The organism is Bradyrhizobium sp. Cp5.3 (assembly GCF_000426265.1).
Taxonomy (GTDB): Bacteria; Pseudomonadota; Alphaproteobacteria; order Rhizobiales; family Xanthobacteraceae; genus Bradyrhizobium; species Bradyrhizobium neotropicale.
The window spans coordinates 75,150-99,266 of record NZ_AUFA01000010.1; the positions used below are offsets into that span (position 1 = coordinate 75,150).

Sequence of the window (24,117 nt, forward strand, 5' to 3'; positions counted from 1 at the left end):
AGATGCTGTCGCGTACCGCCGAAAACCTCTACTGGCTCGCCCGCTACGTCGAACGGGCCGAATATCTCGCGCGCACCATCGATGCGACGCTGCGCGTCACCGCACTTCCGGCCGCCTATATCGGCAAGACCAATGAATGGGACTCGGCGCTTCTCACCGCCGGCGTCGCCGCAAGCTTCTATCAGCAGTACCAGGAAGCCAACGAAACCAACGTCGTCGATTATCTCTCCTTCTCGGCGGACAATCCGTCGTCGATCCGGAATTGCATAGAGGCGGCGCGGCTGAACTCGCGCTCGGTGCGCACGGCGCTGACCAGCGAGATGTGGGACACCATCAACTCGGCCTGGATCGAGCTCCAGGCGGTCTGGAGCAAGGGCACCTCGACGCGCGAGGATCTGGCAAAGTTCCTGCGCTTCGTGCAGGAGACCTCGCTACGCTTCGACGGCTCGGCCTACCGCACCATGCTGCGCAACGACGCCTACTGGTTCTCGCGGATGGGCGTGCATCTCGAACGCGCCGACAACACCGCGCGCATCCTCGACGTGAAGTACCACGTGCTGCTGCCCGAGGAGGAGCATGTCGGCGGCCCGCTCGACTTCTATCAGTGGAGCTCGATCCTGCGCTCGGTGTCGGCGCTCACCGCCTATCACTGGGTCTATCGCGAGACGCTGAAACCGTGGCTGATCGCGGATCTCTTGATCCTCAACGACACGTTGCCGCGGTCACTCGCGAGCTGCTACGGCAATCTCGTGCGCAACCTCGACCAGATCGGCGTCGCCTATGGCCGCCAAGGCCCGGCCCAGCGCCACGCTCGCGGCATCCGCAACCGGCTGGAGCACTCCAACATGAACGACATTTTCCAGCACGGCGTGCATGAATTCATTCAGGAATTCATTGCCGACAATTCCAGGCTGGGCGAAATCATCACGAGGCAGTATTTGATCTGATACAAGCTGTCATTCCCGGGGGCGCGCTTCGGGCGCCCCGGAATGACGACGCTAGAACAACCGGTCCACCATGCGCCTGCGAATCCAGCACACCACGACCTATCGCTACGAACCTCCGGCGACGAGCGTGATCCAGATCCTGCGCATGACGCCCGGCAGCCATGACGGGCAATATGTGGCGGAATGGCAGATCGACGTCTCGACCGACACCAAGCTCGACACCCATGAAGACGCCTTCGGCAACGTCACCCATGTCCTGTCCTGCGGGTCTGTCGGCGACATCAAGATCTTTGCCGAGGGCCTGATCGAGACGCACGACACCGGTGGCGTGCTGCGCGGCACCGATGAACGCTTTCCACCGGGCATGTTCCTGCGTACGACCGAGCTGACCGAAGTCAATCCGGCGATGTCCGCGGTTGCGCGTCAGTTGCGCGCGGAAGCCGAGAGCGACACGCTCGGCTTCCTCCACACCTTGATGACGCAGATCAGCGAGCACATGACCTTCGACGAGGACCCGACCAACAGCGGCACCTCGGCGGCAGAGGCGTTCACGCTCAAGCGCGGCGTCTGCCAGGACTATGCGCATATCTTCATTGCCTGCGCCCGTACCGGCGGCGTGCCGGCGCGCTTCGTCTCCGGCCACTTCCTGCGCTCCGACGGCACCATCCACCAGAATGCCGGCCACGCCTGGGCGGAGGCCTTCGTGCCGGATCTCGGCTGGATCGGCTTCGATCCGGCCAACTGCATCTGCTCGACCGATGCCCATGTCCGCGTCGCGATCGGGCTCGACTATCTCGGCGCAGCCCCGGTGCGCGGCACCCGCTATGGCGGCGGCCTGGAGACGCTGACGGTGGCGGTGAAGGTCGAGCAGGCCGGCCGCGGCGGCCAGTCGCAATCGCAGTGGCAGGGGTAGTTGTCTAGCTCGTCATTCCGGGGCGCGCGCCAGCGCGAACCCGGAATCCATCAGGCCACAGCGCTTGGGATGAAATGGATTCCGGGCTCGCGCCTTCGTCGCGCCCCGGCATGACGAACTCACCCAGCCGCCTCACGGGAATTGGGGTTGGACCGGCCTTTGAAATTGGCTAGTAATTCCGCGCAAACGCGTTCGGGGACTGGAAATGACCTATTGTTGCGGAATCCTGGTTCGGGACGGGCTCGTCATGATCGCCGACACCCGCACCAATGCCGGCCTCGACAACGTCTCGACCTTCCGCAAGCTCCACATCTTCTCCAAGCCCGGCGAGCGCATCATGGCGATTGCGAGCGCGGGCAATCTCGCCATCAGCCAGTCGGTGCTGTCGACCCTGACCGAGGGCCTGGAAGACCCCGACACGGGCGAGATCGAGACGTTGATGAACGCGCCGACCATGTTCCAGGCGGCACAGCGCATCGGCCGCGCGATCCGGGCGGTGCACGCCACCGAAGGACCGGCGCTGAAATCCGAAGACGTCTCGTTCGACGTGTCCTTCCTGTTCGGCGGCCAGATCAAGGGTGCGCGCATGCGCCTGTTCATGGTCTACACCGCCGGCAATTTCATCGAATGCACCACCGACACGCCGTACCTGCAGATCGGCGAACACAAATACGGCAAGCCGGTGCTCGACCGCGCCATGCATTACGACGTCGAACTCTACGAGGCGCTGAAGACCGGCCTGATCTCGATGGACTCGACGATGCGCTCCAATCTCGGCGTCGGCCTTCCCATCGACGTGCTGGTGGTGCGCGCGGATGCCTGCGATGCCGATCTCAATCACCGCATCGAGGCCGGCGAGCCCTATTTCCACGATCTGCGCTCGCGCTGGTCGGCGGCCTTGCGCGCCGCGCATCAGAACATCCCGCGGCCGCCCTACAAGAATGAAAAAGAACCCAAAACCTGACAGCTCCAGAGAAAAGGCAGGAAACAATGAGTGAAGCAAAGAAGATCGCAGTGGTGACGGGCGCCGGCACCGGCGTCGGACGCGCGGCAGCGCTGGCGCTGATGAACACCGGCTTCACCGTGGTGCTCACCGGTCGTCGGCTCGACATGCTCGAGGAGACGGCAAAGCTCGGTCCAGCCGGCAAGAGCCTCTGCGTCACCGCCGACATGACCAAACCGGACTCGATCGCCGCGCTGTTCGCCAAGGTGAAGGAGACCTATGGCCGTCTCGACGTGCTCTTCAACAATGCCGGCATGGGCGCGCCGCCCGTCAACTTCGAGGACCTCAGCCTCGAACAGTGGCAGGCGGTGGTGAACACCAATCTCACCGGCCCGTTCCTGTGCACCCAGCACGCCTTCCGCATCATGAAGGACCAGACCCCGCGCGGCGGCCGCATCATCAACAACGGCTCGATCTCGGCCCATGCGCCGCGGCCGTTCTCGGCCGCCTACACCTCGACCAAGCACGCCATCACGGGCCTGACCAAGGCCAGCAACCTCGACGGCCGCATGTACGACATCGCGGTCGGCCAGGTCGACATCGGCAACGCGGCAACGCCGATGACCGACCGCATGGTCAACGGCCCCGGCGTGCTGCAGCCCGACGGCACGACCAAGCACGAGCCGCGCATGGACGCGAAAGCAGTCGGCGATGCCGTCGCCTACATGGCCGGCCTGCCGCTCGATGCCAACGTGCTGACCATGACGGTCATGGCCACCAAGATGCCGTTCGTCGGACGCGGCTAAGGTCTTTCCTCAGCCCTCTCCCGCTTGCGGGAAGAGGGCTGGCGCCCTGCGCCTTATTCAAAAACTGAAAAACAACCCCATGCACAGTAGGCGTCAAGGGGCGCCGACTGCTGCTCGGCTGGCGGGGTGAGACGACGTAAAACCGTGCACTGCCTCTACAATTGTCATTGCGAGCGCAGCGAAGTAATCCAGACTGCGCCCGCGGAAAAATTCTGGATTGCTTCGCTGCGCTCGCAATGACGGCGGAGGGGGCTCAGACCCCTACTCCAGACTCTCCACCTGCCGCAGGCTCGGAAACAGCTTCATCCACAATAGCGCCACCGCGACGGTACAGACACCACCGAGCACGGCAGCGGGCATGGCGCCGAACAGTGCGGCTGTCAGGCCGCTCTCGAACTGGCCGAGCTGGTTCGAGGCGTTGATGAAGAGGAAGTTCACCGCACCGACGCGGCCGCGCATTTCGTCGGGCGTAGCCAACTGCACCAGCGAGAAGCGGATCACGACGCTGATCGTGTCGGCCGCACCGAGAATTGCGAGCGACAGCACCGAGAGCCACATCCAGGACGAGAGCGCGAAGACGACGGTGGCAACCCCGAACACGATCACGGCCTGGAACATGCGCAGGCCGACATGCCGCGAGATGGCGTGTCGCGCCAGCACCATGGTCATCAGCAGCGCGCCAACCGCGGGCGCGGCGCGCAGCACGCCGAGCCCGACCGGGCCGGTCTGCAGGATGTCGCGGGCATAGATCGGCAAGAGCGCAGTGACGCCGCCGAACAGCACGGCGAACAAGTCGAGCGAGATGGTACCGAGGATCGCCGGATTGCCGCGGATGAAGCGGACGCCGGCAAAGATGTTGTCCCCGCTCGCATCCTTGGCGATCGCCTGCGGGCGCGGCCGGATGAAGCCGGTCAGGATCATGCCGAGAAGCCAGAACAGCACCATCACGGCGTAAGCGAGATGCGGTGCGATCGCATAGGCGAAGCCGCCGAGCGCGGGCCCGGTGATGGTCGCGACCTGCGCCGCGCCGCTCGAGATCGCGGTCGCGCGCTGGAGCGATCCCTGCGGTGCGATCAGCGGCAGCATCGCCGCGGTCGTCGGGCTCTCGAAGGCTCCGGCGATGCCGAGCACGAAGGTCGCGACCAAAATTTGCACCTCGCCGACCGCGCCGAGATAGGTGATGACGGCGAGATAGAGCGCGGTCGCCGCTTCCACGAGCTGGCAGAGCTGCACGACGCGCTTGCGTTCGAAGCGGTCGGCGGCATGGCCGGCGACGAACACCAGCAGCGCCGTGGGAAGGAACTGCACGAGCCCGACCATGCCGAGGTCGAAGGCCGAGCCGGTGAGATCGTAGATCTGCCAACCGATCGCGACCGCCGCGATCTGGCTGGAAAAGCGCGACAGGCTGCGCGAGAGCAGGAAGAACAGGAAGGCGCGATGGGAGAGGAGCGCGCGGACACTGACCGGCGGATTCGCCGGCATCGCCTGCCCTTCACTTAGCTCTTGACTCACCTGTTCGACCATCCGCGCCGGATCTTGACGTAGCCCCGCGTGGCTGACACCGGCTTGCTTGTCAACAGCGGGAGGCTTTGGTCAGCTCCCGGCATTGCGTTTGCAATGCACGAGCTGCCATAATCATTGGGGGTTTGGGGACATCATGCTGCGGTTGCAATCGGCACTCGGCATTTTCGCATTGCTGCTGATCGCCTGGGCGCTCGGCGAAAACCGCCGCGCGGTCTCGCTGCGCCAGGCGGCGATCGGGCTCGTCGTCACTCTTGTCACCGCGGTCGTCCTGTTGAAGCTGCCGGTCGTCGCGCACGCCTTCGGCGCCATCAACGACGCAGTCGGCGCGATCTCGTCGGCTTCGCGCGCCGGCTCGTCCTTCGTGTTCGGCTATATCGGGGGCGGCCCCCCGCCCTTCGACGTCAAGGTGCCCGGAGCCGACTTCATCCTGGCGTTCCAGGCCCTGCCGATCGTCCTGGTCATGAGCGTGCTGACGACGCTGCTGTTCTATTGGCGCGTACTGCCGCCGATCGTGCGCGGCATGGCCTGGCTGCTCGAACGTACGCTCGGCGTCGGCGGCGCGGTCGGGCTGTCGACCGCCGCCAACATCTTCCTCGGCATGGTCGAGGCGCCGCTGTTCGTGCGGCCGTATCTGGCGCAGATGACCCGCAGCGAATTGTTCCTGGTGATGACCGGCGGCATGGCCGGCATCGCCGGCACGGTGCTCGTGCTCTATGCGACGCTGCTGGCGCCGCTGATCCCCGATGCGGCCGCGCATTTCGTCATCGCATCCGTGCTCGGCGCGCCGGCTGCGATCCTCGTCAGCCTGATCATGGTGCCCGAGACCAGCGACAAGCGCACCGGCGGCGCGCTGGAGGATCCCGAGATGGAGGTCTCCAGCACGATGGATGCCATCGTGAAAGGCACGAGCGCAGGCCTCGAGCTGCTGCTCAACATCGTCGCGATGCTGCTGGTGCTGGTGGCGCTGGTCTATCTCGTCAACGCCATCCTCGGCCTGCTGCCCAACATTGGCGGCGCCGCGATCTCGCTGCAACGGCTGCTCGGGCTGGTGATGGCGCCGGTGTGCTGGCTGATGGGCCTGCCCTGGGATCAGGCCGTCACGGCCGGCAGTCTCATGGGCACGAAAACCGTGCTCAACGAATTGATCGCCTATGTCGATCTGTCGAAGCTGTCGCCGGACGCGCTCGATGCACGCTCGCGCCTGATCATGCTCTATGCGATGTGCGGCTTCGCCAATTTCGCCAGCCTCGGCATCATGATCGGCGGCTTAGGGGTGATGGCGCCCGAGCGGCGCGACGAGATCAACGCGCTCGGACTGAAGTCGATCGTATCGGGGACACTGACGACCTGCCTGATGGGCGCGATCGTGGGGGTGTTGAGTTAGCTCTCTCCGCCTGTCATTCCGGGGCGCGACGAAGTCGCGAGCTATGATGCGCAATTGCGCATCAGAGAATCCATCGAGCGTCAGCGCTTGCGGTGAAATGGATTCCGGGCTCGCGCTGCACGCGCCCCGGAATGACAACGGAGAGAAGTGGACGCCCTCCTAACAGTGCCTACGCCTTCAGCTCCACCTTCCGGTCAACCGCACAACTTCGTCTTCTCCAAGATACGACGCACCTCACCCTGCTTGGCACGGCACGGCTCGGCCGCCATGGCCTTCGCCTCACTGTCCCGTCCCTGCGCGTACAGCACCACCGCCATCACGGCCGGCGCCGCGGAGCGCACCGGCCCGCCCGCCACATCTGATGCGGCGAGCGACATGGCGGTTCGCACTTCCGCCTCGGCGGCAGCGAAGCTCTTTTGTCCCATGAGGAAGATCGCATGGAACAGATGAGCCCGCGGGTCTTTCGGGTAGCGGGTGACGAGATCGAAAGACCGGCTGACGCGCTCGTCACCATTCGCCGGCATTTCCGACGCGGGGATATAGTGCGCGGCGTCGGCCATGTAGGACGAATAATGAGCAGCGGCGAAGCCGGCGCAGATCAGAGATCCGACGCATCCTGCGAGCAGCGTCATACTGGCGCTCCGCGGCAGGCTGTCATAGGACCAGAAGACGAGCCACGGCATGATGGCAAGCGCGCCGCCGGCCAGCGCACCACCTGCATGGGCAAAATAGTCAACATTGCCGGAGGCTCCAAAGGCAAGCGGCAGCAGTGCGGGAACACCGAAGAAGAGCGACGTCTTCAGTCTCGACATTGTTTGATCGGCGTCCGCTTCGGGATCGAAGCTCGCGACAAACAGCGCGGCGATGAGCCCGGTAATGGCGCCGGACGCACCGACGCCTGGCACGCCGGGCGCATTGCCCAGGAGCGAGCCGGCCTCGCCGACCAGCGCACTGGCAACAAAGATCAGCGAAAACCAGCCACGGCCGATCAGAGGCTCCAGCCTGACGCCGACGATGAACAGCGCAATGGCGTTGCCTATGAGGTGCCAATCGCTGCCATGCAGAAGCGGCGCAAGGCCAATCCGCCACCACTCTCCCCTTCCGACAACCAGATCATAGCCGGACGCGCCCTGAGCGATCAGCGAGTGGACATCGAGTGAGCCGTCCGGCGCAATGTCGATGGCCAGACTGCGTTGCAGAGCGAAGATCAGGAGCAGACCGAAAATCAGGCCAATGGTGAGGAAAGGGATATCGGCCAGAAGCTTGTTGTCGCCAAAAAGCGTCCCCTCACTGGACAAGGACCGAGCGCGGTCGCGCACGACCGCTGAAGCAATCGGCGCGGCGACGGGTTGAAACGATGCTCTTGGGGGTGGCGCCACCGCGCCGCGTCGGCCAAAAGTGTTGGTCGCCATGAAAGCATTTCCCGCATTTTCACAGCCTTGAGTTGACGCGAGGGGTATTTTCAACAGGTTAGCGGCCGCCCTGCGCGGCGGCTGAAATCATCCGATAGGTAACTGCCCGGTTTCGCGGATCGGGCGCATTCTAGCGATCGCCTGTACTGCCACATGACCGCAGTATCTGGGATCAGGCCGTGACCGCTGGCAGCCTGATGGGCACCAAGACCGTGCTCAACGAACTGGTCGCCTATGTCGACTTCTCAAAGCTGTCGCCGACGCCGCTGACGACGTGTTTGATGGGGGCGATCGCGCGGGGCTGGCGTAGTCTCTCTCCACCCGTCATTCCGGGTACCGCGAAGCGGCGAGCCCGGAATCCATTTTGCCGCGTGTGATGCGGCCCGATGGATTCTCTGATGCGCAATTGCGCATCAGAGCTCGCGCTACGCGCGCCCCGGAATGACGAGCGGAGAGACGTGTGCGCCCTTCCTGAAGCGGCCTACGCCTTCAACTCCACCGTCTTGAACTCCGCCGGCAGGATCACCTCCAGCAGTTCGACGTCGTCCGAATAGTCGAGGATCATGTGCTTGATCTTCGGCGGCTGGGTCCAGGCGCTGCCTTGCATCATCATGGTCTCGCCCTGCCCGTCCATGTAGGTCTTCACCCAGCCCTTGAGCACATAGACCATCTGGAATTCGACGTCGTGATAGTGAAGCTTCGAGACCTCGGCCGGATTGCACGGCGGCAGCAGGCGAATGACATGCGCTTGCGCGAGACCGTGGGTTGCGGCGGAAATGCCGAGGTCGCGATACTGGGCGTAGGCGCGCAGGCCGTCGGCCTTGAAATCTTCTTCGCGGTGATGGCTGACGGCAATGCGCTGCTTGGGCCGTGCAGGTTTCCTGGCAGTTGACTTGGCCGCTGTCGTGCGGGCCTTCGCCTTCACCGTCTTGCGTGCGGTGGACCGCGCCGCGGTCTTGTTGCCGCTCCACTTCTTCCGAACCGCGGACTGCGCGGCGCTGCGCGATGCCGGCTTCTTGGACTTGGCCATGGCTGCCTCCCGTTGTTGTTATAGACAAGAGGCTAGCACAGAAATGAGAAATCGTAGGGTGGGCAAAGCGGAGCGTGCCCACCATGCAAATGCGATCGTGGAGAGATGGTGGGCACGGCGCGCACGAGCGCGCCTTTGCCCACCCTACCAGTGCTACGGCGCCGCGTCCGGCGTCAATGCAACCTGAACACCCCGTCCACGGCGCGCAGCTCGGCGGGCTTGATCAGCTTGGAGTGCGCTACGGTCACCGAGAATAGCGGGCCGTCGAGCTTCTCCTCCCAGAATGCCAGGAAGTCGGTCAGCGCCGGGAATTTCGGGAAGACATCGTAGTTCTGCCAGACGTAGGTCTGCAGCAGCGAGGGGTGATCCGGCATCCGATAGAGAATTTGCGCCGTCGTCAGCCCGTAACCCAGCATCTGTTTCCGGAAGTCCTCGGAAACGCCCCCAACCCGTAAGCCCATGCCAACCTCCTTTGCAGGAGCGCATATTCAGCGGGTGGCTTGATCCGTGCCCCGGGAGCCACCCGGCGGAGATGCGCTCACATGAGAGAAATGTGACGCAAACTGACAATCCATCTCAAGCCCAAAGGTTTAACAAGCTGTTGAAATTCAATGCGTTAGCAGCAGATGCATGCCCGTGCTAATACGGGTTAACGATGGTAAAGAGAAATTGGCAGAGCGCGCTTGGGACTGCTGATTTTTCTGCTACAAGCCCTTGCCCCCGCAAAATTCCTGTCCTATTTCAGCCTCGCTCGTGCTAGCACTCGCGGGCAGCGATTGCTAACACCTGAAAATCTCCAACTCGTGCAACTACTTAGGAGGACTGCATGAAATTCCGTCCGCTTCACGACCGCGTCGTGGTCAAGCGCATCGACGCAGAAGAGAAGACCGCTGGCGGCATCATCATTCCCGACACTGCCAAGGAAAAGCCCTCCCAGGGCGAAGTCGTCGCCGTTGGCCCCGGTGGCCGCGACGAGGCTGGCAAGCTGATCCCGATCGACCTGAAGGTCGGCGACCGCGTGCTGTTCGGCAAGTGGTCCGGCACCGAAGTCAAGATCGACGGCCAGGACCTGCTGATCATGAAGGAGAGCGACGTGATGGGCGTTCTCGAAGTCAGCGATTCCAAGAAGAAGGCGGCCTAACAGCCCCCCTCTCCCTCAAGTCAAACACCTCAAGGAAAAATCCAGATGGCAGCCAAAGAAGTCAAATTCTCGGTTGAAGCCCGCGACAAGATGCTGCGCGGCGTCGATATCCTCGCCAATGCGGTGAAGGTCACCCTCGGCCCGAAGGGCCGCAACGTCGTGCTCGACAAGTCGTTCGGCGCTCCGCGCATCACCAAGGACGGCGTCACCGTCGCCAAGGAGATCGAGCTCGAGGACAAGTTCGAGAACATGGGCGCGCAGATGGTGCGCGAAGTCGCCTCCAAGTCCGCTGACGCGGCCGGCGACGGCACCACCACCGCGACCGTGCTCGCGGCTGCGATCGTGAAGGAAGGCGCCAAGTCGGTCGCCGCCGGCATGAACCCGATGGACCTGAAGCGCGGTATCGACCTCGCGGTCGAAGCCGTCGTGGCCGACCTCGAGAAGAACTCGAAGAAGGTCACCTCGAACGACGAGATCGCCCAGGTCGGCACCATCTCCGCCAACGGCGACGCGGAGATCGGCAAGTTCCTCTCCGACGCCATGAAGAAGGTCGGCAACGAGGGTGTCATCACCGTCGAGGAAGCCAAGTCGCTCGAGACCGAGCTCGACGTCGTCGAGGGCATGCAGTTCGACCGTGGCTACATCTCGCCCTACTTCGTCACCAACGCCGACAAGATGCGCGTTGAGATGGACGACGCCTACATCCTCATCAACGAGAAGAAGCTCTCCTCGCTGAACGAGCTGCTCCCGCTGCTCGAGGCCGTGGTGCAGACCGGCAAGCCGCTGGTCATCGTCGCCGAGGACGTCGAAGGTGAAGCTCTCGCCACCCTCGTCGTGAACCGCCTCCGTGGCGGCCTGAAGGTCGCGGCCGTCAAGGCTCCGGGCTTCGGCGATCGCCGCAAGGCCATGCTGCAGGACATCGCGATCCTGACCGGCGGCCAGGCGATCTCGGAAGATCTCGGCATCAAGCTCGAGAACGTCACGCTCAACATGCTCGGTCGCGCCAAGAAGGTGATGATCGACAAGGAGAACACCACGATCGTCAACGGCGCCGGCAAGAAGGCCGACATCGAGGCGCGCGTGGCCCAGATCAAGGCGCAGATCGAGGAGACCACCTCGGACTACGACCGTGAGAAGCTCCAGGAGCGTCTCGCCAAGCTCGCGGGCGGCGTCGCGGTGATCCGCGTCGGCGGCGCGACCGAGGTCGAGGTGAAGGAGCGCAAGGATCGCGTTGATGACGCGATGCATGCGACCCGCGCGGCTGTCGAGGAAGGCATCGTCCCGGGCGGCGGCGTCGCCCTGCTCCGTGCTTCCGAGCAGCTCAAGGGCCTGCGCACCAAGAACGACGACCAGAAGACCGGCGTCGAGATCGTGCGCAAGGCGCTGTCCGCGCCGGCCCGCCAGATCGCGATCAACGCCGGCGAAGACGGCTCGGTGATCGTCGGCAAGATCCTGGAGAACAAGACCTACAATTACGGCTTCGACTCCCAGACCGGCGAATACGTCAACCTGGTCAGCAAGGGCATCATCGACCCGACCAAGGTCGTGCGCACCGCGATCCAGAACGCAGCCTCGGTTGCGGCTCTCCTGATCACCACCGAAGCCATGGTCGCCGAGCTGCCCAAGAAGGGCGGCGCCGGTCCGGCGATGCCCCCGGGTGGCGGCATGGGCGGCATGGACTTCTAATCCAGCCGTTCTGGCGAACGACAAGAATGCGAAACCCCGGCAGCGATGCCGGGGTTTTTGTTGCTTGATGATACACGCAGAGGTCGTATCATGCTTCGTCATTCCGGGGCGGCGCGAAGCGCCGAGCCCGGAATCCATTTCACAGCTCGCCCATGGCCTATTACGTCTACCTCCTCGCCAGCAAGAAATACGGCACGCTCTATCTCGGCGTGACGAACGACATCGTCCGCCGGATTCATGAGCATAAGAGCAAAGTTGTCGCTGGTTTCAGCAAACGATACGCAGTCGACAGGCTGGTATGGTTCGAGATCTACGACGATCCCGTCACCGCCATAGAGCGTGAGAAGGAATTGAAGAAGTGGCGGAGGGAATGGAAGATCCGGCTCATTGAAGAACGGAATCCCCAGTGGATCGACTTGTATCCGCAAATTGCGAGCTGAGCTTGTGGGGCAATGGATTCCGGGCTCGGCGCTTCGCGCCGCCCCGGAATGACGGGATGAGACATCGCCCCCTCATTGCACCTTCCCCAGCCGCTCGAACCGCGGCTCGCCGTCGGCGTTGAGCGACCAGAAGATCCGTGTCACCCGGCCGACGAGATTGTCCATCGGCACAAAGCCCATCGCCTTCATCGCGCGGCTGTCGCTCGAGTTGTCGCGGTTGTCGCCGAGCACGAAGAGATGGCCTGGCGGCACCGTGTAGACGTTGGTGTTGTCGTAGAAACCGTTGTCGATGCAGTCGTAGGTCACGTAGCTCGTGCCGTTCGGCAGCGTCTCGCGCCAGCGCTTGACCTTCGCGCCGGCATCGCCCCCGCAGACGGAGCCGCCGGGCGTGTCCTTGAGCGGGACACGGGTCACCGCGCGGTCGTTGAGGATGAGCTGCCCCAGCTGCATCTGGATGCGGTCGCCGGGAAGCCCGACCACGCGCTTGATGTAATCGACCGAGGTATCCTTCGGCGAGCGAAACACGACGAGGTCGCCGTACCCGGGCTCGGCGACAAACACGCGGACCGAGAGCCACGACGGCGAATAGGGAAACGAATAGCGGCTGTAGCCATAGGCATATTTTGCGGCGAACACGTAATCGCCGACGACCAGCGTCGGAGCCATCGAGCTGGAAGGTATGTTGAACGGTTGGAACAGAAAGAAGCGGATCAAGAACGGCGGCGACCACAGCAGCGGGATCAGCAGGATCAGGATGACGATCGCCTTCCATTCCCTGGACTGCGCCGACGGCCGGATGGTTTCCTGAAGCGTGGTCATGCACCTGCCCGATCGAGATTGTGGTGACCGCGAGATTACGCAACCTAGGGACGCGCGCAATCCCTGCAATCCCCAGCTTGGTCGCACGGCGCCTTACCTGCGTTCAACGCGGGTGCGCGAGGTCCCTGAAACAGAGTCGCAGCCACTCGATGGTCAAACGCGTCGCCGGATCGCGCCTCAGATGGTTCTGCACCAGCAGCCAGACGTCGCGACGCTTGCCGAGGAGCGTTGCGCGCAGGCTGCGATCGGCCAGCAGCGTCGCGCAATTGTGCTCCGGCAAGACACCGACGGCGCGATGCGACCTGATCAACGTCTGGATGACGCGGACATTGTCGGTGATGCAGCGCGCAGCACCGAGGCGCCTTGCACGCAAGTACTGCGACTCCGGAATTGCATCGAGCTCGTCCGGATAGGCACAGACCACCGGCGCGGCATCGACTGCCTCCGCCGGCTCGAAGAAATACAGCTTCACCTCGGCAAGCTTGGAGATGGTGAAGTCGCCCTTCTCCGGCTTGCGCAGCCGGATGGCGAGATCGGCCTGCCAGCGCGAGAACTTGACGTTCTCGCTCGAGGTGAGGAATTGCAGGGTCAGGCCCGGGTTCTCGCGCAAGAATGGCTCGGCGCGCGGCGCGAGCAGCTCCTCCGCGACCGAATTGGTGGAGGCGATGCGCAGCCGCCCGACCGGGCCCGGCTCGCTTTCCCTGATCCGCCCGATCTCGGCGACGTGTCCGGCAATCGCACCGATATGCGCGAGCACCTTCTCGCAATGCCCTGTCGGCCGGCGCACGCCGTCCACGGCCTCGAACAGCGGCACGCCAAGGTCGCGCTGGATGCGGGCAAGACGCCGCCCGACCGTGGTCTCGTCGATGCGCAGCCGCGCGCTGGCACCGGCATAGGTGCCCTCGTCCCGCACGGCCGCGATGATGCGCAGGTCGTCCCAGTTCATCCGCATCGGTTAGCATACCGGCTGCCCTGCCTGCAAATATGCAGCCACCTGCTGCAATAGTCCTGCACGAATGCTGGCCGCGGCCGCGCTAGCCTGCGGCGGTCCGACTTCATGGAAAGGCTCTCATGACCTCCCCAAAGACCCTGCTTGAACTCGCCGGCGCCGACCTGAACCCGCCGCAGCTCAGCGAAGCCTGTCTCGTCCTGATCGACATCCAGAACGAATACCGTGCCGGCCCGCTCGCGCTGCCCGGCGCCGAGGCCGCGATCGCGAGCGCGGCTCGCCTGCTCGCACGCGCTCGGCAGAGCGGCGCCGCGATCTTCCACATCGCGCACAACGGCCGCGCCGGAAGCCTGTTCGACCGCGAGGCCGAGCGCGGGGCGATCGTGGAGAGCCTGTCTCCGCTTGCGAGGGAGCCGGTGATCGAGAAAGCCTTGCCGAACGCCTTTGCCGGCACCGATCTGCAAGCCCGCCTTGCCGCGACCGGACGCAACAACATCGTGCTGGCCGGCTTCATGACCCATATGTGCGTGAGCTCGACCGCGCGCGCAGCGCTGGATCTCGGTTTGCGCACCACGATCGCGGCGGACGCCTGCGCCACCCGCGACCTGCCCGACGGCCGCGGCGGGACGATCGCCGCCGCCACCATTCACGAGGTCGCGCTGGCCGAGCTGTCGGATCGCTTCGCGCTCATCGCGCGCGGCGACGCGCTGACGTGACGGAGCACGCGATGCTGCAGCTCTATTTCTTTCCCATGGCCTGCTCGCTTGCGAGCCGCATCGCGCTGATGGAGGCCGGCATCGAGGCGCGCTATCACCTCGCCCATATCTGGACCAAGAAGGTCGTGGACGACGGCAGCGACTTCCGCGGCGTTTCGCCGAAAGGCGCCGTGCCGGTCCTGATCCTGGAGAACGGCGAACGGCTGACCGAGAGCGCAGCGGTGCTGCAATATATCGCCGATTTGAAGCCTGAGCTCGGCCTCGCAGCGCGGCCCGGCGATCCCAATCGCTATCGCCTGCAGGAGTGGCTAAGCTTCATCGGCGCCGAGATCCACAAGGCGTTCCTGTTTCCGACCTTCTGGTACAAGGACGACGCGTCGCTCGCCAAGCCGCGTGCAAGGATCGGCCAGACGCTGTCGGTGCCGGCCACGCATCTCGAAACCCACGAATTCCTCGTCGGCGACCGCTTCACCGTTGCGGATGCGCATCTCACCTGGGCCTTGCTGCTGCTCCGTCCCGCAGGCGTGGACATCGCGCAATGGCCGTCGTTGTCAGCCTATCTCGGCCGCATGCAGGCGCGGCGCGCCGTGAGGGAAGCGATTGCGACCGAGATGGCGCTGCGAAAGACGGTTGCGTCTTAAGCGCGGATCACTCCACCCGCGACAGCACCGCGAGCTTGCGGATGCCCTTGTTGCGATAGGCGTCGAGGAAGGCGTAGTAGTCCTTGAACGACACGCAGCCGTTGGAATCGCCGTTCGGCCCGAGCATGAAGGTGTGGGCGAGCAGGCCGTCGCGGCCATAGATCGCGTTCTCGCCGCCGATCGGGGTCAGGCGCAGCGCGGGCACGCCGTGGAACAGCGCCTCGCGCGGCTTCAGCGTGTAGATGTGCGGCGGCGTCACGCCGCGCATGCGGACGCGCGAGGAACGCGGATCGTCGAGGTTGGAGCCGAGGCCGGAATGCGCCTCGAGCTTGGTGCCGTCGGGCAGGTAGACCGTCTTGGCGGTGATGTCGTAGACCGCCGTGTCGCGCTCGTAGGGCGGCGCACCGCCGAGCATGGGATTCTGCTCCTTCGGCGCGATGCTCGCGGTCACGCTGGCATCGGCCGACGCATAGGCGAGCAGCCCGCCGGAGGGCTCGCGCTTGCCCCAGAGTTTTTCGACCATCGACTGGCGCGGGCCGGTGATCGACATCACCGCCGCCTTGGCGCGATCGGCGAACGATTTCGGCTTCGCCTCGGGCAGGTGCGCGGTCTCGGCCGGCTCGGCAGAGGCAAGCTGCACTGGCGCCTCAGCGCCGCGCTTGGCCTTCGCGGCGTCAGCGATCTTGGCCGGGCCCTGCGACTTCGGCGCTTCCGCAACCTTCACGGGCGCGGCGGGCTTCGCCGCGTCCTTGGCATCCGCCATCTTCGTCGCAGGAGCCTGCAGCGCGGCGCTCGCCGCGTTCGACTCCACGCCCCGGGTCGCAGCGGCCGCAAAGCGCTCGTTGAACATCTCCTGCGTGATCGGCGCGGCGACCTGCACCCGGTCGGGCAGCAGCGAGAAAGCTTCCCTCACCGCCTCGCCCGCCTCGCGCAGCGCCACCTTCGGCGCGCGCTTGATCACCGGCTCGTCGTAGCCGGTGCTGCCGACCGTCGGATAGACGCTCGCGGCAAAGATGTTGCTGTAGACGGTCCAGCCGGCTCCCAGCACGAGGCAGCCGATCGCAGCGGCGCCAAGCACCTTTTGGGTGGTCATGTTCCGGGAAGACTTCCGAAAAGAATCTTTGGACTTCCGTGCCGCGTAACTCTGCGCAGCGATACTCGTACTCATTCGCCTTGCGTCCAGGACGGTGTCACTCAGTCCCCCTTCGAAGTGCCGCTGCTGGTCACGTTCCGACTGCAGCATCTCGCAGGAGGTCGGAGCGTCATTAAGGCCACTTTTAGTTAAATGCGGATTAAGTTCGGGCAGATATGGGGCAACTCGTTAATGCTGTCCCATTTAGGGAAAAAAGCCCGAAGAACTACGGACTTAGGCGGGGCTGTTAACCATAATTCTCACGCCTCTCGGCGCGATCATCTGGGCTCTGCAGCACGCTGTATGACGCATCCAACTACGCCATTTTCGTGATCTCAAAATGCCGTCCGAGCATAGCGACGAAGCGTTGCGCGAGGCTGGTGAGTCCTTCCATTCGACGCGCGCGAGATGATGCGGGCACGCAGCGCCGCTGTTGCGGTCTTCCGCGACACGGCGGCGTGACCGAAAGTTGATCGCGCTCAATCTGGAAATGTGCCCAGCGACAAAATAGCTGCGAGCACGGCACTTTTCAGCAGCCTCAGCGCGTGATACGGTACCGTATCAACATCGCCTTGAAATGTGCCGACCACGCGAATGGAGGCTGACATGAAAAGGGGCATACGCGCCGGATGCCTGGCTCTGGCGTGGTCGTTTCTGTTGATGGGACAGGCCGCTGCGCAGCCCGCCAACGCAGGTTGCACGTCGTCGCCATCCGCCGCCGGCACCCAGGCCGCTCATGCGCAGACCTGGCGCTGCGACAACGGCATCACGATCATTGCTGAAAACGGCGCCAGATTTGAACTTAAGGACGCCAACCGCGACGGACATATTGATTCCGTGGAATTGAGCAGCAAGGCCCTGCTCATCGAGGTTCCCAAGAAGCCCGGCGGCAATCCCTTCAAGGTGCTGACACCGCAGGCGATCGCGGCGGTGCGCGGCACCAGATGGGCCGTCGATGCCGCCGACGGCAAGACGTCCGTCTTCGTCGCCGACGGACGTGTCGGCGTCGGCCGCAGGACTCGCGGACGCGCCGTCGTGCTCGGACCGGGTGACGGCGTCGACGTCGAAGCGGCCGGCACGCTGGAGGTCAAGCGCTGGGGCCAGCCGCGCATCGACGCCTTGATGGCAAGGCTCGGACAATAGAGGCTCGGACAATAAGGCTCGGACAATAAGTTTTGGACAAGAGAGCGGATTGCAAACGGCCGTATGAGTAGCCGACGCGTTCAGATCCTGGTTGCGCTCGTCCTCACCGCGTTGTGGGGCGCCAGCATCTATGCGGCTCATGCCAACGGCCATCTGCGGTTTCTGGATCGTCTCGAGGCAACGCTGACGGATTTGCGCACGCTGGCGCGCGGCGTGCAGCGTCCACCCGATCTCGTCACCATCGTTGCGATCGACGACGCCGTCGTGAAGCGCGGCGGCCGCTACCCGCTGCCGCGTGCCGATCTCGCGCGCGTGGTCGACACCGTCGCGCAATTCAAGCCGAAGGTCATTGCCGTCGACCTCCTGCTGGTCGATCGCAGCGGTGGACTCGGCGATGCCACGCTCGCGCATTCGCTCGCCAGCAGTCCCGCGATCCTCGCCGCTGCGGCGATCTTTCCGGCCGCCATCGACACCGTGGCGGCGACCGGCGACGGGCCGCTCGCCACCCTGCCCCAGGCCGAACGCTTCCTGCTGCCGCTACCGGCCTTCGCCGATCGCGCCGAGGTCGGCGTCGTGAACGTCGCGACGGGACAGTCGGGCTCCCCGCTCTCGGTCCCGATGCTGTTCAAGACGAACGACAAGGTTGAATTGTCGTTTCCCCTGCGGGTCGCGAGCCGGGCGCTCGACAAGCCGCTGACGATCGCACCGGACCATCTCATGCTCGGCGATCGCGCGGTACCGACCGACACCGACTTCGCGCTGCCGATCACCTATTACGGTCCGCGCCGTACGATCCGCACGGTCAGCGCGCAGACCGTGTTCGACGGAACGCTCGACCGCGCAGCGATCGAGAACCGGATCGTCGTGATCGGCGCCTCCGTCGCCGGCGGCGGCGATTTCTTCCCGACGCCGTTCGATACCCTGATGCCCGGTGTCGAAGTGGTCTCGACCGCCATCACCCATCTCGTTGCCGGCGACGGCATCGTGCGCGATCGCAGGGTTCATATCGCCGACGCGCTCACCGCGATCCTGCTGCCGATGCTGCTGGTGGGCCTGCTCGCCTGGCGGCGAAGCGCGCTCGGGCTCGTCGCAGCCGCCGCGGTGATGATGGCCTGGGCGGCGCTGAACCTGTTCGCGTTCACGCACGGCATCTGGCTCAACGCCGCAACCACGCTTGCCGCAGCGGTGCCGCCCGTCGCGGTCTTCGCCGGCGTGCAATTGTGGGCGGGAGGCCGCCGGACGCAATATCTCGCCGCCAAGAGCCGATCACTGGCGCAATTCCAGGCGCCGGCAGTGCAGGAGTGGCTGGCGCGCGATCCCGATTTCCTGGCAAAACCGGTCCGGCAGAACGCCGCGGTCGTCTTCATTGATCTTTCCGGCTTCACCTCGCTCAGCGAATGGATCGATCCGGATACGCTTCGCGACTTGCTCAAAGCCTTTCACGCGCTGATCGACAAATCCGCGGTCTCCTCCGGCGGAATGATCACCGGCTTTCTCGGCGACGGCGCCATGATCCTGTTCGGCCTGCCGCGCGCGATGCCGGATGATGCCGCGCGCGCGATGAAATGCGCAGTCGAGCTGCATCGCGCCGTTCAGGGCTGGATTGCATCGCTGCAGCCTTCGATCCGGGATCAGCTCGACTTCAAGATCGGCGCGCATTTCGGCCCCATCGTCGCCTCGCGCCTCGGCGGAAGCCACCAGCACATCACCGCGACCGGCGACACCGTCAACATCGCGAGCCGGCTGATGGAGGTCGCCGCCCAGCACGATGCAAGGCTCGCGCTCAGCGATACGCTGCTGGATGCGGCCGACTTCCTCGGCGATCCCGACAGCACGCTGAGAGGCCCGCTGCGCACTCAGGTTCGCGGCCGCTCCGGCACGGTCACGGTCTGGTTCTGGCGCGATGAGAGACAACCGGGACAGGCGGCGGCGAAGGCCGACGCGGCGGGATGAGGCCGCGGATCGCTACTGCGCTTCCGGCGGCGGCGAGCGGTCCAGCACATCGCCCTTGGCGCCTTCCAGCAAATCGATGCCGTAGGTCTCAATGACAAGCGGCCCCCGCTTGCGCTGCAATTCCGCAACGCGCGTCACCTGCGCAAAGAGGTCGTTGAGGAAGGGATGGCCGGAGGGGCGGAGCTCGTCGACATAGATCAGCTTGCCCGCGAGCAGCCTTGGATCAGGCTCGGGCATATTGATCCAGCGGATGCGCTGGTTCTGCTGCACCACGCAGGTGCCGGGCGGCAAATAGAAGGCGAGCCAGCCGGTCGTGCCGTAGTCCGGCGCGAGAACGCAGCTCGCACCACTGCGGACACGCTCGGCTTCGATCTCCGCCGCAAGCTCGGGCCAGCCGACGCCGACGCTGCGCACCGTCGCATCGCGACGGTAGCCGGACAGCACACCGGTATTGGCCTGCACGATGAGCGCGGCGAACATCACGACGCCGACGGGCGCGGCCCAACGCAGGCAGAAATCCACCAACCGCCGCTCGCGCGGTTTCCACTGCGAGAGATTGGCCGCGGCCGCAGCCGCGACCACGAAGGGCGGATAGACCGGCGCGAACCAGTTGGCCTCGACGCGGGCATGCAGCGAATGCCAGACGAAATAGGCGACGATGGTCCAGAACATCGTCTCGATCAGCACGCGCGAGGCGAGCGCGCCGGCCCTGCGCCAGGTCAGCGCGTGCAGCCCCATCGCGCCGAGGATGAAGACGAGCGGCGTCGCGAAGGCGATCTGGGTCGGGATCAGCTCGGCGATGAAGACGGGGCGGAAGTCCTCGATCCTGGCGCGGCCGAGCTGCTTTGCGAACGAAACCCATTGATGGTCGGCATTCCAGAGGATCACCGGCAGGAACAGCGCGAACGCGACGAGACCGCCGAGATAGGGCCAGGGCGAGAGAAACCAGCGCCTGAGCTTCGGCACGACGGCAAGCCAGATCAGGATCGCCGGACCGAAGAACATCGCGGTGTATTTCGACAGCAGCGCCGCGCCGACGGCGGCGCCGACCGCGAGCCACCAGGCGCCGCGCCCGGTCTCCAGCACCTTTGCGAGGAAGAACAGGACGAAGCTCGAGGCAACCAGCAGCGGCGCATCCGGCGTGACGATCATCGTGCCGACCGCGGCCATCAGGGTCACATTGAGCAGGATGACGCTGGTCGCGGCAACACGCGCCCCGCCGAACAGGATCGCGGCCGAGCGGTAGATTGCATAGCTCATCGGCAGTGCGAGCAGGATCGAGACCAAGCGCACGCCGAGCTCGGTATCGCCGGCGATCATGGTGCCGGCGCGGATCACGAACGCGACCATCGGCGGGTGGTCGTAGTAGCCTCCCGCAAGGTTCTTCGACCACATCCAGTAATAGGCTTCGTCGAAGGTGATCGGTGTGAAGGCGGCGGCCACCAGCCGCAGCGCGACCAGCGCGACGATCACCAACGCCGTGTTACGGACGATCCGCGCGTCAGCCCCGCCCATGCCAGATCCTTGGCGCGCTACTTCTTGCGCCAGACGAACAGTCCGGACATCGCATAGTTCCACACCACGCCCATCAGCGCGCCGGCGAGGCCCGCCAGCCACCAGATCGGCTCCTGGTCGTAGACCGAGAAGGCGACGCCGACATTGGCGAGCAGGCCGACGCTGCAGACGATGTAGAAGGCGATCAGGCCGCGCACGATCGCAAAGCCTTTGAGTCGCTGATCGCGATAGGTGAGGAAGTTGTTGAGGATGAAATTGCTGGTCATGGCGACCAGCGCGCCTGCCGCCTGCGCCTCCGCGAACGGAACATTGAACAGCTCGAGCGCGAGGAACAGCGTGCTGAGGTGCACGACGAGGCCGATGCCGCCCACCATCGCGAACAGGATGAAGCGCAGCGAGACGATGTCGTTGGTCAGCTTTGCCAGCACGAGGCCGATAAAGTCCAGCGCGACCATGGAATCAAGCTTGCTCTCGCCGTGCTGCCGCGCGCCGAACGTGTAGGGAACTTCGACCGCGCGCAACGTACCGTGCGCGCTCGCGACGACGTCGAGCAGGATCTTGAAGCCGTGCACGGAAAGCTTTGGCGCCAGTTCCTCGAAACGGTCACGGCGAATCATGAAAAAGCCGCTCATGGGATCGGCGATCTCGACCCGCAGCACCTGCTTTGCCACCTCGGTGGCGAGCGCGCTGGCGCCGGCGCGCTGGTTGTTGAAACCCTCGCTCTTGTAGCCCTCGATGTAGCGGCTGCCGACGACGAGCTCGGCTTGCCCGCTCATCAACAGCGACAGCATCCGCGGCAGTTGCGTCTCATCATGCTGGAGATCGGCGTCGATCACGGCCGCGTAAGGCGCGCTGGAGGCCAGGATGCCCTCTATGCAGGCGCCGGACAGGCCACGGCGGCCGATGCGGCGGATGCAGCGCACCCGGCTGTCGCGCCGGGCCAGCGCGCGCACGACGTCCCAGGTGCCATCCGGAGAATTGTCATCGACGAACACGACTTCCCAGGCGATGCCGGCAAGCGTCGCCTCCAGCCGCCGGTACAGCACCGTGACGTTAGCGCGTTCGTTGAAAGTCGGGACGACGACCGAAAGCTCTGGCGACCGCGAACCCATCTGTTGGCCCTGCGGCGGGCTTTCGGGGCCCGGTCTGATCGCTTCATTCATGACGGAGCGTATATCCGCCACGTCCTGCGCTGCCAAGCCGGGGTTCTCGGGGGAACGGCCGAAAAGGGGCCCTAAAATGCCAACGACCCCGGAACGGCGGACCGCGCGTACATCCGGCGCAGGCCCAAGCTATTCCAAGGTCGTCCCAGCTCCGGAGCTCTTCGCTCAACGTCGCCGTTATGCGGTAAATGGGCACGGCAAAGCGGCTTCGCAAGGGGTTAGAATCCCCTTTTCATGCCACTATTGGTTGGGCACTTCCCGGATCACGGGGCCGCGCGGCGCAGGCGCGGCCGGTACCGCGGGCGCCGCCGCAGGAGCGGGCTCGGCCTTCGCGGGCTTGGGCGGCTTGCCGAACTGGCCGATCGGCCCGAAGACGACGGCGCCCGCCAGCACGATCGCCGCGACGATCGCGCCACAAATGCCACCCACCGACTCAGACGACATGCGACCCTATCCCCGCTCCAGAATGTTCCCAGTGATATCATGGATGAATGCGATGCCGGAAGGGCTCCGGACCGCAATGGTTCATGCAGCTACTTCTGCGGCGGCCGGCGCTTGACGAAGGCGGTAACGATGTCCTTCTGCGCGGATTCGACCGCCTTATTCGCAGTGGCGAGATGGGCCCCGGAATCGATGTTCGGATATTGCGTGGTCAAAAAATCGAGCAACGCCACACGATAATACTGCCGCTCCGAGGGACAGGCGCCCGCGACCGAGCGGCTGAAATCCTGCTCCGACAGTCCCTGATTGCTGTCGCGCGAATATTCCCGTGCCAGGCAATGCCAGTAGTCGTCACGGCCCTGAATGGCGAGCTTCTGCGCGCCGCGCGCATCATCGTCATCCGCCAGAACAGTAGATATGGCAGCAGATGTCATCATCACGAGCGCCGCTCCCACCATCAGCATCCGCATCTTGTTCTCCTTTTTCGCAGATCCGGCGCAAAGCTTAGACGGGACGCGAGAACTGGCCAATCACAACTCGTTTGACTAGGATGATGGCCTCCCCTCCTCGTCGATGCGAGATTCCCCCGTGGCCAAAGCAAAAACCGCGTCAAAAAAATCCGGCAACATCTTCATCGGCATCGGCGGCTGGACCTTCGAGCCATGGCGCGGTGTGTTCTACCCGGAGAAGCTCGCGCAGGCGAAGGAGCTGTCCTACGCCGCCTCGAAGCTGACCTCGATCGAGATCAACGGCACCTATTACGGCTCGCAGAAGCCGGAGAGCTTTCGCAAATGGGCGAGCGAGGTACCGGAAGGCTTTGTGTTCTCGGTGAAGGGCCCGCGCTTCGCCACCAACCGCCGCGTGCTGGCGGAGGCCGGCGATTCCATCAAGCGGTTCTATGATTCCGGCGTGCTGGAACTCGGCGACCATCTCGGACCGGTGCTCTGGCAATTCGCACCGACGAAGAAGTTCGACGGCGCCGATTTCGGCAAGTTCCTCGAACTGTTGCCGCGCAAGCTCGACGGCCGCGCGCTGCGCCATGTGGTGGAGGTCCGCCACGACAGTTTCTGCACGCCGGATTTCGTCGCGCTGATCCGCGAATTCGAGACGCCGGTGGTGTTTGCCGAGCACGGCAAATATCCGGCGATCGCCGACGTCGCCGGTGATTTCGTCTATGCCCGGCTGCAGAAGGGCAATGACGAGATCAAGACCTGCTATCCACCCAAGGAGCTCGATGCCTGGAGCAAGCGGTTTCAAGCCTGGGCCGAAGGGACTGAACCCGACGATTTGCCGAAGGTTGACAAGGCAAAGCCCAAGAAGGAGCCCCGCGACGTGTTCGCCTACGTCATCCATGAAGGCAAGGTGCGCGCGCCGGCCGGCGCCATGGAACTGATCGCGCGGGTGGCGTGAGGTTGCCTG

Annotated in this window: 24 protein-coding genes and 1 pseudogene; 14 read left to right on the top strand and 11 right to left on the bottom strand. The window is 64.6% G+C overall.

The genetic code is table 11. The features are described 5' to 3' along the window. Positions 1-2: 2 nt before the first annotated feature. The 4 genes from K289_RS0116140 (at position 3) to K289_RS0116155 (ending at position 3,609) form a co-directional block, all read left to right on the top strand. Entirely contained in the window at positions 3-947 is a 945-nt protein-coding gene (locus tag K289_RS0116140) for an alpha-E domain-containing protein (protein ID WP_027552475.1), read from the top strand. A gap of 70 nt (positions 948-1,017) precedes the next feature. After that, a complete protein-coding gene (locus K289_RS0116145; RefSeq protein ID WP_027552476.1) occupies positions 1,018-1,860 on the top strand; it encodes a transglutaminase family protein in 843 nt (280 codons plus the stop codon). Between the two features lie 205 nt (positions 1,861-2,065). Further along, positions 2,066-2,824 carry a proteasome-type protease gene (locus tag K289_RS0116150; protein ID WP_027552477.1) on the top strand — a complete coding sequence of 253 codons (759 nt, stop codon included), beginning with the start codon at positions 2,066-2,068 and terminating at the stop codon, positions 2,822-2,824. Between the two features lie 26 nt (positions 2,825-2,850). Then, on the top strand, positions 2,851-3,609 hold the full coding sequence (locus K289_RS0116155) for an SDR family oxidoreductase (protein WP_027552478.1): 759 nt from the start codon (positions 2,851-2,853) through the stop codon (positions 3,607-3,609). A 261-nt stretch (positions 3,610-3,870) separates the two neighbouring features. Here the strand turns inward: K289_RS0116155 and K289_RS0116160 are convergent, their stop codons facing one another. Next, the gene (locus K289_RS0116160) at positions 3,871-5,091 is read right to left on the bottom strand and encodes an MFS transporter (protein WP_027552479.1); all 1,221 of its coding nucleotides are present in this window, start codon (positions 5,089-5,091) and stop codon (positions 3,871-3,873) included. A gap of 175 nt (positions 5,092-5,266) precedes the next feature. Here K289_RS0116160 and K289_RS0116165 point away from each other — a divergent pair, with 175 nt between their 5' ends. Next, entirely contained in the window at positions 5,267-6,517 is a 1,251-nt protein-coding gene (locus K289_RS0116165) for a NupC/NupG family nucleoside CNT transporter (protein ID WP_027552480.1), read from the top strand. A 194-nt stretch (positions 6,518-6,711) separates the two neighbouring features. On the opposite strand, the gene K289_RS0116170 is transcribed toward K289_RS0116165, so the two are convergent. Further along, positions 6,712-7,929, bottom strand: coding sequence for a rhomboid family intramembrane serine protease (locus tag K289_RS0116170; protein WP_027552481.1), 1,218 nt, complete (start codon positions 7,927-7,929; stop codon positions 6,712-6,714). A 167-nt stretch (positions 7,930-8,096) separates the two neighbouring features. Between K289_RS0116170 and K289_RS53080 the strand changes: the two are divergent. Continuing rightward, positions 8,097-8,198: pseudogene (locus tag K289_RS53080) on the top strand (nucleoside transporter C-terminal domain-containing protein); the annotation flags it as partial. A gap of 212 nt (positions 8,199-8,410) precedes the next feature. Here K289_RS53080 and K289_RS0116175 read toward each other — a convergent pair. Together K289_RS0116175 and K289_RS0116180 are read right to left on the bottom strand one after the other, a co-directional pair. Continuing rightward, complete coding sequence (locus K289_RS0116175; protein WP_027552482.1) at positions 8,411-8,959, bottom strand: cupin domain-containing protein; 549 nt, start codon at positions 8,957-8,959, stop codon at positions 8,411-8,413. A gap of 173 nt (positions 8,960-9,132) precedes the next feature. Further along, the gene (locus tag K289_RS0116180; protein ID WP_027552483.1) at positions 9,133-9,420 is read right to left on the bottom strand and encodes an usg protein; all 288 of its coding nucleotides are present in this window, start codon (positions 9,418-9,420) and stop codon (positions 9,133-9,135) included. Positions 9,421-9,785: 365 nt separating this feature from the next. On the opposite strand from K289_RS0116180, the gene K289_RS0116185 reads away from it, so the two are divergent. The 3 genes from K289_RS0116185 to K289_RS0116195 all read left to right on the top strand — a co-directional run bounded on the left by K289_RS0116185 (position 9,786) and on the right by K289_RS0116195 (position 12,226). Beyond that, on the top strand, positions 9,786-10,100 hold the full coding sequence (locus K289_RS0116185) for a co-chaperone GroES (RefSeq protein WP_027552484.1): 315 nt from the start codon (positions 9,786-9,788) through the stop codon (positions 10,098-10,100). A 45-nt stretch (positions 10,101-10,145) separates the two neighbouring features. After that, entirely contained in the window at positions 10,146-11,786 is a 1,641-nt protein-coding gene (gene groL, locus K289_RS0116190) for a chaperonin GroEL (protein ID WP_027552485.1), read from the top strand. 152 nt (positions 11,787-11,938) lie between these two features. Further along, positions 11,939-12,226 (top strand): GIY-YIG nuclease family protein, encoded by a 288-nt coding sequence (locus K289_RS0116195; RefSeq protein WP_027552486.1) that lies wholly within the window; start codon positions 11,939-11,941, stop codon positions 12,224-12,226. 72 nt (positions 12,227-12,298) lie between these two features. On the opposite strand, the gene lepB is transcribed toward K289_RS0116195, so the two are convergent. Further along, entirely contained in the window at positions 12,299-13,045 is a 747-nt protein-coding gene (gene lepB, locus K289_RS0116200; RefSeq protein WP_027552487.1) for a signal peptidase I, read from the bottom strand. A 103-nt stretch (positions 13,046-13,148) separates the two neighbouring features. Further along, positions 13,149-13,991 (bottom strand): LysR family transcriptional regulator, encoded by an 843-nt coding sequence (locus tag K289_RS0116205; RefSeq protein ID WP_027552488.1) that lies wholly within the window; start codon positions 13,989-13,991, stop codon positions 13,149-13,151. A gap of 125 nt (positions 13,992-14,116) precedes the next feature. Between K289_RS0116205 and K289_RS0116210 the strand changes: the two genes are divergently transcribed. Next, positions 14,117-14,710: a cysteine hydrolase family protein gene (locus tag K289_RS0116210; RefSeq protein WP_027552489.1), complete on the top strand. Its 594-nt coding sequence runs from the start codon at positions 14,117-14,119 to the stop codon at positions 14,708-14,710. Positions 14,711-14,721: 11 nt separating this feature from the next. After that, complete coding sequence (locus tag K289_RS0116215) at positions 14,722-15,351, top strand: glutathione binding-like protein (protein ID WP_027552490.1); 630 nt, start codon at positions 14,722-14,724, stop codon at positions 15,349-15,351. A 7-nt stretch (positions 15,352-15,358) separates the two neighbouring features. Here K289_RS0116215 and K289_RS0116220 read toward each other — a convergent pair whose 3' ends face one another. Beyond that, positions 15,359-16,444: a DUF2778 domain-containing protein gene (locus K289_RS0116220; RefSeq protein ID WP_027552491.1), complete on the bottom strand. Its 1,086-nt coding sequence runs from the start codon at positions 16,442-16,444 to the stop codon at positions 15,359-15,361. A gap of 645 nt (positions 16,445-17,089) precedes the next feature. On the opposite strand from K289_RS0116220, the gene K289_RS0116225 reads away from it, so the two are divergent. Next, on the top strand, positions 17,090-17,626 hold the full coding sequence (locus K289_RS0116225) for a FecR domain-containing protein (protein WP_027552492.1): 537 nt from the start codon (positions 17,090-17,092) through the stop codon (positions 17,624-17,626). Between the two features lie 63 nt (positions 17,627-17,689). Then, on the top strand, positions 17,690-19,579 hold the full coding sequence (locus K289_RS0116230; RefSeq protein ID WP_027552493.1) for a CHASE2 domain-containing protein: 1,890 nt from the start codon (positions 17,690-17,692) through the stop codon (positions 19,577-19,579). Positions 19,580-19,591: 12 nt separating this feature from the next. Here K289_RS0116230 and K289_RS0116235 read toward each other — a convergent pair whose 3' ends face one another. The 4 genes from K289_RS0116235 to K289_RS0116250 form a co-directional block, all read right to left on the bottom strand. After that, the gene (locus tag K289_RS0116235; protein WP_027552494.1) at positions 19,592-21,094 is read right to left on the bottom strand and encodes a glycosyltransferase family 39 protein; all 1,503 of its coding nucleotides are present in this window, start codon (positions 21,092-21,094) and stop codon (positions 19,592-19,594) included. Between the two features lie 17 nt (positions 21,095-21,111). Further along, complete coding sequence (locus K289_RS0116240) at positions 21,112-22,257, bottom strand: glycosyltransferase family 2 protein (protein ID WP_027552495.1); 1,146 nt, start codon at positions 22,255-22,257, stop codon at positions 21,112-21,114. 240 nt (positions 22,258-22,497) lie between these two features. Next, the gene (locus tag K289_RS0116245; RefSeq protein ID WP_027552496.1) at positions 22,498-22,701 is read right to left on the bottom strand and encodes a hypothetical protein; all 204 of its coding nucleotides are present in this window, start codon (positions 22,699-22,701) and stop codon (positions 22,498-22,500) included. An 89-nt stretch (positions 22,702-22,790) separates the two neighbouring features. Beyond that, entirely contained in the window at positions 22,791-23,168 is a 378-nt protein-coding gene (locus tag K289_RS0116250; protein WP_027552497.1) for a hypothetical protein, read from the bottom strand. A gap of 103 nt (positions 23,169-23,271) precedes the next feature. Here K289_RS0116250 and K289_RS0116255 point away from each other — a divergent pair, with 103 nt between their 5' ends. After that, the gene (locus K289_RS0116255) at positions 23,272-24,108 is read left to right on the top strand and encodes a DUF72 domain-containing protein (RefSeq protein ID WP_145927748.1); all 837 of its coding nucleotides are present in this window, start codon (positions 23,272-23,274) and stop codon (positions 24,106-24,108) included. The last annotated feature ends 9 nt before the right edge of the window (positions 24,109-24,117 follow it).

Excerpts from the sequence above, each read along its gene's own strand:
- K289_RS0116155 (WP_027552478.1), top strand. The coding sequence starts at position 2,851 with ATGAGTGAAGCAAAGAAGATCGCAGTGGTGACGGGCGCCGGCACCGGC.
- K289_RS0116140 (WP_027552475.1), top strand. The coding sequence starts at position 3 with ATGCTGTCGCGTACCGCCGAAAACCTCTACTGGCTCGCCCGCTACGTC.
- K289_RS0116165 (WP_027552480.1), top strand. The coding sequence starts at position 5,267 with ATGCTGCGGTTGCAATCGGCACTCGGCATTTTCGCATTGCTGCTGATC.
- K289_RS0116175 (WP_027552482.1), bottom strand. The coding sequence starts at position 8,959 with ATGGCCAAGTCCAAGAAGCCGGCATCGCGCAGCGCCGCGCAGTCCGCG.
- K289_RS0116255 (WP_145927748.1), top strand. The coding sequence starts at position 23,272 with ATGCGAGATTCCCCCGTGGCCAAAGCAAAAACCGCGTCAAAAAAATCC.
- K289_RS0116145 (WP_027552476.1), top strand. The coding sequence starts at position 1,018 with ATGCGCCTGCGAATCCAGCACACCACGACCTATCGCTACGAACCTCCG.
- K289_RS0116250 (WP_027552497.1), bottom strand. The coding sequence starts at position 23,168 with ATGCGGATGCTGATGGTGGGAGCGGCGCTCGTGATGATGACATCTGCT.
- K289_RS0116240 (WP_027552495.1), bottom strand. The coding sequence starts at position 22,257 with ATGAATGAAGCGATCAGACCGGGCCCCGAAAGCCCGCCGCAGGGCCAA.
- lepB (WP_027552487.1), bottom strand. The coding sequence starts at position 13,045 with ATGACCACGCTTCAGGAAACCATCCGGCCGTCGGCGCAGTCCAGGGAA.
- K289_RS0116170 (WP_027552481.1), bottom strand. The coding sequence starts at position 7,929 with ATGGCGACCAACACTTTTGGCCGACGCGGCGCGGTGGCGCCACCCCCA.
- K289_RS0116225 (WP_027552492.1), top strand. The coding sequence starts at position 17,090 with ATGAAAAGGGGCATACGCGCCGGATGCCTGGCTCTGGCGTGGTCGTTT.
- K289_RS0116210 (WP_027552489.1), top strand. The coding sequence starts at position 14,117 with ATGACCTCCCCAAAGACCCTGCTTGAACTCGCCGGCGCCGACCTGAAC.
- K289_RS0116150 (WP_027552477.1), top strand. The coding sequence starts at position 2,066 with ATGACCTATTGTTGCGGAATCCTGGTTCGGGACGGGCTCGTCATGATC.
- K289_RS0116230 (WP_027552493.1), top strand. The coding sequence starts at position 17,690 with ATGAGTAGCCGACGCGTTCAGATCCTGGTTGCGCTCGTCCTCACCGCG.
- K289_RS0116185 (WP_027552484.1), top strand. The coding sequence starts at position 9,786 with ATGAAATTCCGTCCGCTTCACGACCGCGTCGTGGTCAAGCGCATCGAC.
- K289_RS0116205 (WP_027552488.1), bottom strand. The coding sequence starts at position 13,991 with ATGAACTGGGACGACCTGCGCATCATCGCGGCCGTGCGGGACGAGGGC.
- K289_RS0116195 (WP_027552486.1), top strand. The coding sequence starts at position 11,939 with ATGGCCTATTACGTCTACCTCCTCGCCAGCAAGAAATACGGCACGCTC.
- K289_RS0116180 (WP_027552483.1), bottom strand. The coding sequence starts at position 9,420 with ATGGGCTTACGGGTTGGGGGCGTTTCCGAGGACTTCCGGAAACAGATG.
- K289_RS0116215 (WP_027552490.1), top strand. The coding sequence starts at position 14,722 with ATGCTGCAGCTCTATTTCTTTCCCATGGCCTGCTCGCTTGCGAGCCGC.
- K289_RS0116160 (WP_027552479.1), bottom strand. The coding sequence starts at position 5,091 with ATGCCGGCGAATCCGCCGGTCAGTGTCCGCGCGCTCCTCTCCCATCGC.
- K289_RS0116220 (WP_027552491.1), bottom strand. The coding sequence starts at position 16,444 with ATGACCACCCAAAAGGTGCTTGGCGCCGCTGCGATCGGCTGCCTCGTG.
- K289_RS0116235 (WP_027552494.1), bottom strand. The coding sequence starts at position 21,094 with ATGGGCGGGGCTGACGCGCGGATCGTCCGTAACACGGCGTTGGTGATC.
- groL (WP_027552485.1), top strand. The coding sequence starts at position 10,146 with ATGGCAGCCAAAGAAGTCAAATTCTCGGTTGAAGCCCGCGACAAGATG.
- K289_RS0116245 (WP_027552496.1), bottom strand. The coding sequence starts at position 22,701 with ATGTCGTCTGAGTCGGTGGGTGGCATTTGTGGCGCGATCGTCGCGGCG.